This is a genomic window from Mesorhizobium sp. AA22 (assembly GCF_001672375.2).
Classification (GTDB): domain Bacteria; phylum Pseudomonadota; class Alphaproteobacteria; order Rhizobiales; family Rhizobiaceae; genus Mesorhizobium; species Mesorhizobium wenxiniae.
Map to the genome: position 1 here is coordinate 3,524,339 of NZ_CP048406.1, position 13,271 is coordinate 3,537,609.

Annotated in this window: 12 protein-coding genes; 8 read left to right on the top strand and 4 right to left on the bottom strand. The window is 62.6% G+C overall.

All coding sequences use genetic code 11. The features are described from left to right. The first annotated feature begins 10 nt into the window (after positions 1 to 10). The 3 genes from A9K68_RS17070 (at position 11) to recJ (ending at position 4,393) form a co-directional block, all read left to right on the top strand. Entirely contained in the window at positions 11 to 1,324 is a 1,314-nt protein-coding gene (locus A9K68_RS17070; protein ID WP_065009448.1) for a homoserine dehydrogenase, read from the top strand. A 239-nt stretch (positions 1,325 to 1,563) separates the two neighbouring features. Beyond that, a complete protein-coding gene (glpX, locus tag A9K68_RS17075) occupies positions 1,564 to 2,547 on the top strand; it encodes a class II fructose-bisphosphatase (RefSeq protein WP_065009449.1) in 984 nt (327 codons plus the stop codon). A gap of 61 nt (positions 2,548 to 2,608) precedes the next feature. Continuing rightward, positions 2,609 to 4,393, top strand: coding sequence for a single-stranded-DNA-specific exonuclease RecJ (gene recJ, locus A9K68_RS17080; protein ID WP_065009450.1), 1,785 nt, complete (start codon positions 2,609 to 2,611; stop codon positions 4,391 to 4,393). A 379-nt stretch (positions 4,394 to 4,772) separates the two neighbouring features. On the opposite strand, the gene A9K68_RS17085 is transcribed toward recJ, so the two are convergent. The 3 genes from A9K68_RS17085 to folE form a co-directional block, all read right to left on the bottom strand. Further along, positions 4,773 to 5,735: a patatin family protein gene (locus tag A9K68_RS17085; protein WP_065009451.1), complete on the bottom strand. Its 963-nt coding sequence runs from the start codon at positions 5,733 to 5,735 to the stop codon at positions 4,773 to 4,775. Between the two features lie 84 nt (positions 5,736 to 5,819). Next, complete coding sequence (gene hisI, locus A9K68_RS17090) at positions 5,820 to 6,290, bottom strand: phosphoribosyl-AMP cyclohydrolase (protein WP_065009452.1); 471 nt, start codon at positions 6,288 to 6,290, stop codon at positions 5,820 to 5,822. Positions 6,291 to 6,326: 36 nt separating this feature from the next. Next, the gene (gene folE, locus A9K68_RS17095) at positions 6,327 to 6,962 is read right to left on the bottom strand and encodes a GTP cyclohydrolase I FolE (protein ID WP_029353093.1); all 636 of its coding nucleotides are present in this window, start codon (positions 6,960 to 6,962) and stop codon (positions 6,327 to 6,329) included. A gap of 242 nt (positions 6,963 to 7,204) precedes the next feature. Between folE and A9K68_RS17100 the strand changes: the two genes are divergently transcribed. The 5 genes from A9K68_RS17100 to A9K68_RS17120 all read left to right on the top strand — a co-directional run bounded on the left by A9K68_RS17100 (position 7,205) and on the right by A9K68_RS17120 (position 12,188). Then, positions 7,205 to 7,651: an iron-sulfur cluster assembly scaffold protein gene (locus tag A9K68_RS17100; RefSeq protein WP_065009453.1), complete on the top strand. Its 447-nt coding sequence runs from the start codon at positions 7,205 to 7,207 to the stop codon at positions 7,649 to 7,651. Between the two features lie 7 nt (positions 7,652 to 7,658). After that, positions 7,659 to 8,027, top strand: a complete 369-nt coding sequence (gene yidD / locus A9K68_RS17105; protein WP_065009454.1) for a membrane protein insertion efficiency factor YidD — start codon at positions 7,659 to 7,661, stop codon at positions 8,025 to 8,027. Positions 8,028 to 8,163: 136 nt separating this feature from the next. After that, entirely contained in the window at positions 8,164 to 8,985 is an 822-nt protein-coding gene (gene blaOXA, locus A9K68_RS17110; protein ID WP_065009455.1) for a class D beta-lactamase, read from the top strand. Between the two features lie 170 nt (positions 8,986 to 9,155). Next, positions 9,156 to 11,132 (top strand): threonine--tRNA ligase, encoded by a 1,977-nt coding sequence (thrS, locus tag A9K68_RS17115; RefSeq protein ID WP_065009456.1) that lies wholly within the window; start codon positions 9,156 to 9,158, stop codon positions 11,130 to 11,132. Between the two features lie 117 nt (positions 11,133 to 11,249). Then, positions 11,250 to 12,188, top strand: a complete 939-nt coding sequence (locus A9K68_RS17120; RefSeq protein WP_065009457.1) for a GNAT family N-acetyltransferase — start codon at positions 11,250 to 11,252, stop codon at positions 12,186 to 12,188. Between the two features lie 52 nt (positions 12,189 to 12,240). Here A9K68_RS17120 and A9K68_RS17125 read toward each other — a convergent pair whose 3' ends face one another. After that, the gene (locus tag A9K68_RS17125) at positions 12,241 to 13,206 is read right to left on the bottom strand and encodes a hypothetical protein (RefSeq protein WP_065009458.1); all 966 of its coding nucleotides are present in this window, start codon (positions 13,204 to 13,206) and stop codon (positions 12,241 to 12,243) included. Positions 13,207 to 13,271: the final 65 nt, after the last annotated feature.

Below are 13,271 nucleotides of genomic sequence, written 5' to 3' on the forward strand. Positions count from 1 at the left end.
GTCGCCGGACATGGCTGAAGCGTTGCGTGTTGGAATTGCCGGTCTCGGCACCGTCGGCGCGTCGGTGGCGCGCGTGCTGCACGACAAGGCGGCGGAACTGACGCGGCAATGCGGCCGCGAGGTCGTCGTGTCAGCCGTCTCGGCCCGTGATCGCAAACGCGACCGCGGCGTCGATCTCGGCGCGGCCAAGTGGTTCGACGATCCGGTAGGAATGGCGCAGACCGCCGAGATCGACGTGTTCGTCGAGCTGATCGGCGGCGACGAGGGACCGTCGCGATCATCCGTGAAAGCAGCGCTTGAAACCGGCCGTCACGTCGTCACCGCCAACAAGGCGCTGCTCGCCAAGCATGGCGTGGCGCTGGCCGAGATCGCCGAGAAGAAGGGCGTGCTGCTCAATTACGAGGCGGCGGTGGCGGGCGGCATTCCGGTCATCAAGACGATGCGCGAGGCGATGGCCGGCAATTCGGTGACCCGTGTCTTCGGCATCCTCAACGGCACCTGCAACTATATCCTGACCCGCATGGAGGCCGAGGGCCTGTCGTTCGACGCCTGTCTGAAGGATGCGCAGCGGCTGGGCTATGCCGAGTCCGACCCGACCTTCGACATCGAGGGCCACGACACCGCGCATAAGCTGTCGATCCTGACCAGCCTTGCCTTCGGCACGCGGATTGCCGCCAACGACATCTACATGGAAGGGATTTCCAACATCAGCCAGGCCGACATCCGCGCGGCCGGCGATCTCGGCTACCGGATAAAGTTGCTCGGCGTCGCCCAACGCACGGAAAGCGGGATCGAACAGCGCGTGCACCCGACCATGGTGCCGACGGCCTCGGTCATCGCGCAGGTGCACGGCGTCACAAATGCGGTGGCCATCGAAACCGATATTCTTGGCGAGCTTTTGCTCTCCGGTCCCGGTGCCGGCGGTAACGCCACCGCATCGGCAGTGGTCGGCGACATTGCCGACATCGCCAAGAGCCGGCCCGGTTTCCAGCACGGTCCGGTCTTCGGCCTGCCGGCGAAGGAATTGCGACCTTACAAGAAGGCGCAGATGCGCAGCCATGCCGGCGGCTATTTCATCCGGCTGACCGTGCATGACCGCATTGGCGTCTTTGCCGCCATCGCCAAGCGCATGGCCGACAACGACATTTCGCTGGAATCGATCGTGCAGCACGCCGCCGGGCCGGATACCGCCCTGCAGAAGACGGTGATCCTCGTCACCCACGAGACGACAGAAGCGGCGGTCCGCAAGGCCGTCGACGGCATCACCAAGGACGACCATCTGACCGACAAGCCGCAGGTCATCCGCATCGAGCGGGCGGAATAGGGAATTCTCTTTCTCAAATCGATTGATATCGCTGCGCTTTCAAGAAAGACCCGCCCAGGTCTTGCTGTTGTCATGGAGCTTTGACACAACCGGCGCGCCTCTAACGCATCGGCCCGGAAATCGGAATCGATTTTCGGGAAAGCACGATGCGTAGCTTCAAAGAGTTAGAGCGTCCTTTGCGCGTCCAATGGACGCGGCGCTCTAACGGGAGGCAATGTGCCAACGAGGATTGTCCACCGATGAACATTGCCCAGAACATCGTCGCCGGCCTTGACCGGATACTCACCATGGAACTGGTGCGTGTCACCGAACGCGCCGCGGTTGCGGCGGCCAGGTTGCGCGGACGCGGCGACGAAAAGGCCGCCGACCAGGTCGCAGTCGACGCCATGCGCGAGGAGCTCAACCGCCTCGCCATCAACGGTACGGTGGTGATCGGCGAGGGCGAACGCGACGAGGCGCCGATGCTCTATATCGGCGAAGAGGTCGGTTCCGGCAAAGGCCCGGCGGTCGATATCGCGCTCGATCCGCTCGAAGGCACGACGATCTGCGCCAAGAACCTGCCCAATGCGCTGGCCGTCATCGCCATTGCGGAAAAGGGCAGCCTGCTGTTCGCGCCCGACGTCTATATGGACAAGATCGCCGTCGGCCCGGGCTATGCGGACGGCGTCATCGACATCGATGCCTCGCCGGCCGAAAACATCGCCAGCCTGGCCAGGGCCAAAGGCGTGCCGGTGCCGGAGATCACCGCCTGTATCCTCGACCGGCCGCGCCATGGCAGCCTGATCGAGGCCGTGCGCGCCACGGGCGCTGCGATCCGGCTGATCGGCGATGGTGACGTCGCCGGCGTCATCCACACCACCGATCCAGAGGAAACCGGCATCGACATCTATCTCGGCACCGGCGGCGCCCCGGAGGGTGTGCTGGCGGCGGCAGCGTTGCGCTGCACCGGCGGCCAGATCCACGGAAGGCTGGTCCTCGACACGCCGCAAAAGGTGGCGCGCGCGGCGAAGATGGGCATCGCGGACCCGAAGCGGGTTTACCGCACCCAAGACATGGCGCGCGGCGACGTGCTGTTCGCCGCAACCGGCGTGACCGACGGCAACATGCTGGCCGGCGTCAAGTTCGGGCGCAATTCCATCACCACGCATACGATCGTGCTGCGCTCGTCGTCGCGCACCGTTCGCGAGATCAAGGCAAGGCACCAGGATCTGGAAAAGTTTTGATTCCCGACTCGGCTAGCCGTCGCATATTGTGAGAAATGACAATCCGCAGACGGCGCGTCGCATGACGGGCGAAAACCGTATCTTCCTCGATGTCAGGCAGTCGGCATCAGGTGTTTCCTGGGAACACCGGCTGACCGAGCGGCAGGACATGACTGCGCTTGCGATAGCGCAAGGCTTTGGCGTGCCGGACATCGTCGCGCGCGTCCTTGCCGGGCGCGGCGTGACCGCCGCGCAGACCGAGCGGTTCCTTGATCCGACCATCCGCGATCTTTTGCCGGACCCGGCTTCGCTGACCGACATGGACAAGGCCGCCGCCCGCATCGCTGATGCGATCGTGACCGGGGAAAGAGTGGCGATCTTCGGCGACTACGACGTCGACGGCGCGGCCTCATCGGCGCTGCTCAAGCGGTTTCTCACGCATTTCTCCGTGCCAGCGGAGATCTATATACCGGACCGCATCTTCGAGGGGTACGGACCCAATCCGGAAGCCATGTGCGAACTTGTCTCGCGTGGCGCGACGCTGATAGTCACCGTCGACTGCGGCACCAACAGCGCTGTCTCGATCGACGCGGCGAAGGCTGCCGGCGCCGACGTGTTGGTGCTCGATCATCACCAGCTCGGCGGTCCGTTGCCGGCGGCGGAAGCGGTCGTCAATCCCAATCGCGAGGACGACCTTTCGGGGCAGGGCCATCTTTGTGCCGCCGGCGTCGTCTTCCTGGCTCTGGTGCAGACGACGAGGATCCTGCGCGGCCGGTTGCCGGATGCCGCACCACCGGACCTGCTTGGTCTGCTGGACCTGGTGGCCCTGGCGACCGTTTGCGACGTGGTGCCGCTGACCGGCGTCAACCGCGCCTTCGTGGTCAAGGGGTTGCAGATGGCGCGCCAACAGAGGAACGAGGGGTTGGCGGCGTTGGCACGGGTCTCGCGCATCGGCGAGCCGGTTAGCACCTTCCATCTGGCCTATCTGATCGGCCCGCGCATCAATGCCGGGGGGCGCATCGGCGACGCAGCACTCGGCAGCCGCCTGCTCGCCACCGACGATCCCGTCGAAGCCCGCACCATCGCCGAGACGCTGGACCGGCTCAATCAGGAGCGGCAGCAGATGGAATTGGAAATGCTGGCCGCGGCACGAGTGGAGGCCGATGCCGAGCTTGCCGGCGGCAATGGGCCGGCCATCGTCGTCACTGCCAGCTCCAATTGGCATCCGGGCATCGTCGGCCTGCTGGCCTCGCGGCTCAAGGACCATGCGCGCCGGCCCGCCTTTGCCATCGCCTTCAACGCCAATGGCGTCGGCACGGGTTCAGGCCGTTCGGTGTCGGGCTTCGATCTCGGCCGGCTGGTGCGCGAGGCCGCCATTGCCGGGCTGATCGTCAAAGGCGGCGGCCATGGCATGGCGGCCGGCATTACGGTGGAGCGGGCGAAACTTGGCGCGCTCCGCGCCTTCTTCGAGGAACGGGCGGCGGCCGACGTGTTCCGGCTGCAGGGCGACGAAAGCCTGGCGATCGACGGTGCGCTGGCCGCCGAGGGTGCGACGCTCGGCCTGCTCGATGCGCTGGAGAAAGCCGGCCCGTTCGGCGCCGGGCATGTCGCGCCGGTCTTCGCGCTGCCGCGACATCGTCTTGCCGATGCGAGGCCGGTCGGCACCAATCACATCCGCGCCGAGTTGCAGTCGGAAAGCGGCGGCCGGATCCAGGCGATCGCCTTTCGCGCCGTCGATACGGCGCTCGGCGAATTCCTGTTCACGAACAGGGGCAAACCGGTCCACGTCGCCGGTTCGCTGTCGGGCAATCACTGGAACGGCAACCGCACAGTGCAGTTCCGCATCGTCGATGCCGCGTTGGCTTGAGCGTTATGAGGCGGCTTAGGTCATTAGCACAGAGGTTTTGATAGAATCGCATGCTTTGGAGATTAGCCGAACCTCCATCGCTTCGTCATCCTGGGGCGGAGCAAGGAGCGAAGCGACGCGGCGCAGACCCCAGGATCCATGCCGTGACATCGGAACGCCGCCACGGCGCAGAATTCTGCTCCGCTGGACTCTTTTTCTAGCGCTACGGAATGGATCCCAGGGTCTCCGCGACGGAGCTTCGCTCCTGCTTCGCCCGGGGATGACGAAGTTGGGGAGGATTCGGCCAATCTTTAATGTCGGTGATAGTCGACCCAAACGCACGGCGAAAATCCTGCCTGCCAACAGCCCGCCAGCTGTCAAAATCACCTATATCGAGGAACTAAGCCAGAACCGTCTGCAGCCGGGTCAGTTCGCCGATCTGGGCCATCGTCGCCTCATAGCCGAGGCGGATCGCTTCGTCGGCGCGGTGGAATTCGGTCAGACCGATATGGCTGAGCTTCGGCTGCAGCGACATATCCGGCGGGTCGCCGGCAAGCCTGGCACGCGAAATGCGGTCCTGGATGATGTTGAAGGCTTCGACCATAACGCCGGTGATGCCGAGCCGTGTCTCACGGGACGGGTGGCCGGTGTCTGCCTGACCGGGCCTTGGCGCATCCTTTTCGACGACCAGTTCACCGGCGCTGTGCTTGATGACGGCGGCGCGGCCGAACAGATCATAGTGAAGGTTCACCGCGACCACCAGCGGCTGCTCGTAGGCACGGCAGACCGAGACCGGCACTGGATTGACCAGAGCGCCGTCGACCAGTACGCGTCCGTTGCAAGTGACCGGTTCGAACACGCCGGGCAGTGCGTAGGAGGCGCGCATGGCGGTGGGCAGCGAGCCGCTCGACAGCCAGATTTCATGGCCAGTGCGGATTTCCGCTGCAACGCAAACGAACGGTTTCGAGAGATCCTCGAAGCGAATGCCGGCTAGGTGCTCGCGCAGCCGCGCATCAAGTTTCATGCCCCCGAACAAGCCGCTGCCGCGCAGATTGAGGTCGAGAAGGCCAAAAATGCGCCGTTTTGTCAGGCTTCTGGCGAATTCTTCCAACTCGTCCAGCTTGCCGGCGAGATAACAGCCGCCGACCAGCGCACCGATCGAGGTGCCGGCGATCATCGACACTTCGATGCCTGCTTCGTCGAGTGCGCGCAGCACGCCGATATGGCCCCAGCCGCGAGCGCAGCCGCCCCCCAATGCCAGTGAAATGGCTGTTTTTTTTGGAGCTTCTGTGCCTGCGGGTGAAGAGAGGCCATTGGCCTCCCGAACGTCCGGTCTGTTGCGCAATGACGCCCACTCGAGCATCACAATCTCCCTTGTCCCGCGGCTAATGTATAGGCAGGCCGTATCGAAATCATGAATATACGTGGTTGCAGTTCGGCGAATGGTTCAAATGGATGGTTCATGGGGCTTTCGATACGTTTCTTCCGCATCGAACAGCGGCCTGCTCCCATCGCTGGCAAGCGTCCCCTTGCCGTCGATCAGTCCCACCGTCCGATAAAAGCAGGAACGCCGGCCGGTGTGGCAGGTTGCGTCGTGGCCCATCACTTTGACGCGCAACCATATCGCGTCCTGGTCACAATCCGTGAGCATCTCGACAACGTTCTGGACATTCCCGGACGTTTCGCCCTTCTTCCACAGAGCGTTGCGCGAGCGCGACCAGTAGTGTGCGATGCCGGTTTCCAGCGTCAGCGCCAGCGCTTCGGCGTTCATATGCGCGACCATCAGCAGCATGCCGTCTTCGGCGTCGGTGACGACGACGGTGACAAGGCCGCTGGCATCGAAGCGCGGCGCAAAGACCGTGCCTTCTTCCAGTGCCTTCTTGTCTGATGGAGCTTTCGGGAATTCCACTGCCGACATCGCCGATCCTTGTTTTGTGCGACCGGCGAGGGCCGTTCAGCCCCTGCCGCCGCGCACCATGGTGACGAAACGGACCTGTTCCTCGGGCGTGTCCTTGAAGACGCCGGTGAAGGTCGAGGTCAGCGTCGTGGACCCCTCCTTGCGGATGCCACGCATGGCCATGCACATATGCTCGGCTTCGACCATGACGGCAACGCCGCGCGGATTGAGCACGTCCTGGATGACGCCGGCGATCTGTGCGGTCATGGCTTCCTGGGTCTGCAGTCGCTGAGCGAAAATATCGACGACGCGCGCGATCTTGGACAGGCCGACAACCTTGCCGTCCGGCAAATAGCCGACATGCGCCTTGCCGATGATCGGCACCATGTGGTGCTCGCAATGCGAATGGAACGTTATATCCTTGACGAGGACAAGGTCGTCATAGCCGGCGACTTCCTCGAACGTGCGGCCTAATTCCTCGGCCGGGCACTTGTCGTAGCCGCCGAACATTTCGCGATAGGCCTTCACCACACGCTTTGGCGTATCGACCAGGCCCTCGCGGTCCGGATTGTCGCCGGTCCAGCGCAACAGCGTGCGAACCGCGGCCTCGGCTTCGGCTTCGGTCGGCCGATCGGTGACCGGCTTTTCCATATAGGCGGAGGGGGGCATGAATTTCTTGATGACGGCATCCATAAAGGCGTCTCCCGTAGTTCCCCTCTCAGGAGGAACGAGTTGAACGGACCACGACCTTTCGGGTGTTAGAAACGTGCCCGGTTTCCAGCCCGTAAGCGGCGTGAACTGATTTGGGCAAAAACGAAGGCCCTTGGTTTGCCTTGTCCATACCCGAGTACCAGCATTATATATGATCGTGCCGAGCGAAAGGAAGACCGTCAGCGGCAATCGCTGTTCGCTTGGCGGCGACGGATTGGAAAAATATGATCGACGACGTCTACAATGCGAAAATTCTGGGATTTGCCGGGAATATCGCGCGGATCGGCCGGCTCGACCATCCCGATGCAACCGCGCGCGCACATTCCAAGCTGTGCGGCTCGACCGTGACCGTCGATCTGAAGATGGATGACGGCGTCGTCACCGATTTCGCCCATGACGTCAAAGCCTGCGCGCTTGGCCAGGCGTCGTCCTCGATCATGGCGCAACATGTCATCGGCGCCAGCGCGGATGAATTGCGCAGTGTTCGCGAGACGATGCTGAAGATGCTGAAGGAAAACGGCGCGCCGCCTGAAGGCCGCTTCGCCGACCTCAGATATCTCGAACCGGTGCGCGACTATAAGGCACGCCATGCCTCGACCATGCTGACCTTCGATGCGGTGGTCGACGCGATCGGCCAGATCGAGAAGAAGCGCGCCGAACAGGCGGCGTAGCCGTCAAATGGCGACGGATCACACGCACCAGCATCAGAGGCCGCGATACACGCGCAACTGGCCCGGCCCGTGGCGCAAAACGCCCGGCCGAATTCTTGGCACCTCTCTCGTGCGCTTTTACCAGCTGACGCTGTCCGGCTTTGTCGGCAATTCCTGCCGGCATTTGCCGACCTGCTCCGAATATGCGCATGAAGCGATCGCCCGCCATGGATTATGGGCCGGCGGCTGGATGGGATTATTCCGCGTGCTGCGCTGCGGGCCGGGCGGAACGCATGGCATCGATCGTGTGCCGGATGTGCTGGCCGATCGCTACGTCTGGTTCGCGCCCTGGCGGTACTGGCGGATCGGAAAAAAACGCAGTGACTCGGAAAGCTGATCCCGGTAGAGGGGCTCGGTAATCGGGCAGATCTTTACGACTTGCTAACCTTAACCTCATGTTGCGTATTTAAGACAAAATCGAGACAAGACGCCTCGCTAAGCCGCTCCTGACATGCCTCAGGAGAGATTGCCCAATGCGCCAGCTAGACCGCCGTCCATTCGTTTTCGCATTGGTTATCTACCTACTGGCCTGGCTGTTGGGTTTTCCGATCCGCGCTCAATCGGCGCCACTGGAGGACCTCGAATGCACGCTGATCCTGGATGCTGCAAGCGGCGAAACTCTGCATCGGCAAGGGATTTGTGACCAGCGCGTCAGTCCCGCCTCGACGTTCAAGGTCCCGTTGGCCCTGATCGGCTATGACGTGGGAATACTGAGCGACGAGCACACGCCGGCCTGGGGCTACAAGCCCGAGTTCAAGGCGGTGAAGCGGGACCAGAAAACCGTCGACCCGACGATCTGGGAAAAGGACTCGGTGCTGTGGTTTTCGCGGGAAATCACCCGCCACCTCGGCAGCGAGCGGTTTGCCGGCTACGTCTCGAAATTCGACTACGGCAACACCGATGTTTCCGGCACTCCTGGCAAGAATGATGGCCTCACCCGGTCCTGGGTGAATTCTTCCCTTGAGATATCGCCGGTCGAACAGGCAAACTTCCTGCGCCGCCTGCTTGCCGGCGAACTGCCGGTTTCGGACAGGGCCCACGCGATGACCAAGGCGATCTTGCCGACCTTCCGGTCAGGTGGCTGGACGGTCCAGGGCAAGACCGGGACCACCAGGCTTGGCGACAGCGCCGACAAGCGCTCGCTCGGCTGGTTTGTCGGCTGGGCGAACAGGGATGCTCGCAAGATCGTCTTTGCCCGCTTGGTAATCGATACGAAACGTTCCGACACGCCCAAAGGCCCTCAGACGCGGACGATATTCCTGAAAGAGCTGCCGAATCTCATCAACAAAGAGTAAGTGATCGGCCATTCGCCTTTACGGCACGGGAATCTGCCCATAAAAGACTGCCGCCGGACGCATCCGGCTTTTACTTTTGCATGTCGTCGACCCAAAACCGCTGCACACTTTTTGGGGCGACATGCATTTCACCACCCGCGCTCGTTTGCGGGACTGGATAGGAGAATTTTATGCTGAATTCCGTTTCCCTGACATTTCCCGATGGCTCCCTCCGCGACTACGATGCGGCGATGACCGGCGCCGGCCTGGCAGAATCGATCTCGAAGTCGCTGGCCAAGAAGGCGGTCGCCTACTCGATCGATGGCGTGGTGTGCGATCTTTCCGACCCGCTCGGCAAGTCCGGCAAGATCGAGATCATCACACGCGAAGACCCGCGCGCGCTGGAGCTTATCCGCCACGACGCAGCACATGTGCTGGCCGAAGCCGTGCAGGAATTGTGGCCGGGTACGCAGGTGACCATCGGCCCGGTGATCGAGAACGGGTTCTACTATGATTTTGCCCGCAACGAGCCGTTCACGCCCGATGATTTCCCGGTGATCGAGAAGAAGATGCGCGAGATCATCGCGCGCAACAAGCCTTTCACCAAAGAGGTCTGGTCGCGCGAGAAGGCGAAAAAAATCTTTGCCGACAAGGGCGAGCGCTACAAGCTGGAACTAATCGACACCATTCCCGAAGATCAGGACCTCAAGATCTACGCGCAGGGCGATTGGTTCGACCTCTGCCGCGGCCCGCACATGGTCTCGACCGGGCAGATCGGCAGCGCCTTCAAGCTGATGAAGGTGGCCGGCGCCTATTGGCGCGGCGACAGCAACAACCCGATGCTGACCCGCATCTACGGCACGGCCTGGGCCGATCAGGCGCAGCTCGATGCCTACCAGATGATGCTGGAGGAAGCCGAAAAGCGCGATCACAGGAAGCTCGGCCGCGAGATGGACCTGTTCCATTTCCAGGAGGAGGGGCCGGGCGTCGTCTTTTGGCATGCCAAGGGCTGGAGAATGTTCCAGAACCTGGTCAACTACATGCGCCGCCGACTCGACGAGCAGGGTTATCAGGAAGTCAACGCGCCGCAAGTGCTCGACAAGAGCCTGTGGGAGACGTCAGGCCACTGGGGCTGGTACCGGGACAATATGTTCAAGGTGACGGTTGCTGGCGACGACACCGACGATGACCGGATGTTTGCGCTGAAGCCGATGAACTGCCCCGGCCACGTCCAGATATTCAAGCACGGGCTGAAGTCCTACCGCGATCTGCCGGTAAAACTTGCGGAATTCGGCAATGTGCATCGCTATGAGCCGTCCGGTGCGCTGCATGGGTTGATGCGAGTGCGCGGCTTTACCCAGGACGATGCCCACATCTTCTGCACCGAGGAACAGCTCGCCGACGAGTGCATCAAGATCAACGATTTGATCCTGTCGACTTATGCCGATTTCGGCTTCGACGAAATCACCGTCAAGCTGGCGACCCGCCCCGAAAAACGCGTCGGCACCGACGCGATGTGGGATCATGCCGAGGGCGTGCTGCAGGACGTGCTCGGCATGATCGCGGCGCGCTCGGGCAACCGGATCAAGACGGGCGTCAATCCGGGCGAGGGCACGTTCTACGGGCCGAAGTTCGAATATGTGCTGAAGGACGCCATCGGCCGTGACTGGCAATGCGGCACCACGCAGGTTGATTTCAACCTGCCGGAACGGTTCGGCGCCTTCTACATCGGCTCCGATTCGGAAAAGAAGCAGCCGGTGATGGTGCATCGCGCCATCTGCGGCTCGATGGAGCGCTTCCTCGGCATCCTGATCGAGAATTATTCCGGCCATTTCCCGCTGTGGTTCGCACCGCTGCAGGTGGTGGTGGCGACGATCACCTCCGATGCCGACGATTACGCGCAAAAGGTCGTCGCGCGGTTGAAGGCGGCCGGACTCTTGGCGGAGGCCGACCTTCGCAACGAGAAGATCAACTACAAGGTCCGCGAGCACTCGCTGGCCAAGGTTCCGGTCATCCTCGTCTGCGGCAAGCGCGAGGCGGAGAAAGAAACGGTCAACATCCGCCGGCTCGGCTCGCGCGACCAGGAATCGCTCGGCCTTGGCCAGGCGGTGGCAATGCTTGCCGAAGAGGCGGTGATGCCCGACCGCAAGCGCAAAAGAGCGGGCTGAGTTCAGCCGGATTGTCGACGAAATGGCGGTGGAGCGATCCACCGCCATTTTCACATGCCCGCTATTTCACATGCCTGCCATCATACGTTTGTCACGCCAGCCTTGTAACGAGCCCTCATGCTCAAGCTGAAGATGCGCGAAAGACCGTTTCCCGAGCTTTCCTATGCCAGCCCGCATCAGCCGGCATTGACGCGCTGGTTCATCCACTCCATCGAAGGCCTGTCCGGTCGCGACCGCTTCGCGGCCCTCTATGACTTTTGGCGCCGCCATGTGGTGCCGACCGGCGAGCGCGTTTTCAGCCGCATGCTGGAGCTGATCGATGTCGAGGTGCGGACCACCGGCCAATGGCCGCCGGAAAAATTGCCTGACACGCCGCTGGTGATCGTCGCCAACCATCCGTTTGGCATCGGCGACGGCATTGCGGTGCTCTCGCTGGCCGAGCAGCTTCAGCGCCCGTTCCGCGTCATGATCCACAAGGATCTGCTCAAGATCCGCGAGATGGAGCCCTATTCGCTGCCGATCGATTTTTCCGAGACCAAGGACGCGCTCAGGAATAACATGGCGGTGCGCCATGAGGCGGTGCGGCTGCTGAAAGAGGGCGTCATCATCGTCATCTTCCCCGCGGGCGGCGTCGCCACCGCGCCAAAAGGTTTTGGCCGGGCGCGTGATCTGCCGTGGAAGATGTTTCCGGCCCGTCTCGTCCAGGATGCCAAGGCATCGGTTGTCCCAATGCACTTTTCCGGCCAGAACGGCCGGCTGTTCCACCTTGTCAGCGGACCGATGAACATGGCCGAACGTGACGGGCGCGTGGCGAAGTTGGTCGGGAGGGCTTCGCTGACGCTGCGCATTTCCCTACTCATCCACGAATTCGCGCGGCTGTCGGGCAAATCGATCGACGTGCGCATCGGTGACGTGTTGGGACGGGATGAACTGGAGCCGCTGCGCGACCGCAAGGCTTTGCTCGACCGCCTCCATCGTGGCGTTTTTGATCTGGCACCGACCGAACCGCGCGGCCGCGGCCAGTTTCTGCCGCGACGCCTGCGCAAGGCGGCCTGATCGGCAAATCATAGGATGCTGGACCCGAATCTACACGGCAGTGTCCGGACGGTTAGTCCGCGCCTTCCTCGGGATCCATCGCCGAGGCCTCCGTGGCCAGAACCTCGATTTCCTTGTTCTGCCCGGCCACGACGGTAAAATCCTTCTGGTAGATGCGGTCGCGGTTCTTGGCGATGATGGTGTAGTCGCCTTCGGCAAGCACCATCGAAGCAAAGGCGCCAACGGTTTCCTTGATGGGATCGCCGGATTCGTTGAGCAACGACCAGGAGGTGTCGGCGATCGCCTCTCCACCCGGCTCGCGTACCAGCTTCATGGTCATCTCCGCCGCACGGTGCTCGACGGCCGCTTCGGTCAGCTTGCCGGCTTCGACGCGGATGTCGGAGCGGATGACCGCATTCACCGAGCCATAGGTCGAGACGACGTGGTAGACGCCCGCGTTCAGCCGCACGACGCTGTTCGGCTCGACATCGGGTATGATCAGGGCGCGATCGTGATTGGCCTCGGCTTGGCCTTCATAGATCGAAAACCGCAGTTTCTTCGGCGGTATGCGCACTCCGCCCGACAGTACCGCATCGAGCTTGAGCCCGCCGGCATCGAGCACCAGGCTTTCGCGCTTGGCGTCGTTGCCGACGGTGATGCGCTTGGTGGCGCCGGCCCGGCCGTAGGAGGCATGGACCAGATAGCTGCCGGGCTCGAGCTGGAACACCGCGCTGCCGCCATGGGCGGAAGCGACCATCGGCAGCTTGCCGTCGCCGGTGGGTTCAGGCTTGAAGACGCGCCAGACGATGCCGCGCGTGATGTCGGCACCGTTGTCGGTTAATTGCGCCGACAGCGTGATTGCCCCACTGCTCCCCGATGCCAGCGGTATCTCGCTTTTCGGAGGCGCATAGCTCGAAATTCCAGGAAGTTTCAGATCACCGAGGCCGTCCGCATCCTGCGCGACCGCAAGCGAAACCGGCACCATGAACAGTGCGGCAGCGAGCCAGATCAGGAAACGACGCAATGTCCCCTCAAACATGCCTTGCGTTGAAGCCCACGGCGGTGGCAATTTCAAGGCTTAAGAGTCCGATCGGCTTCTGCTAG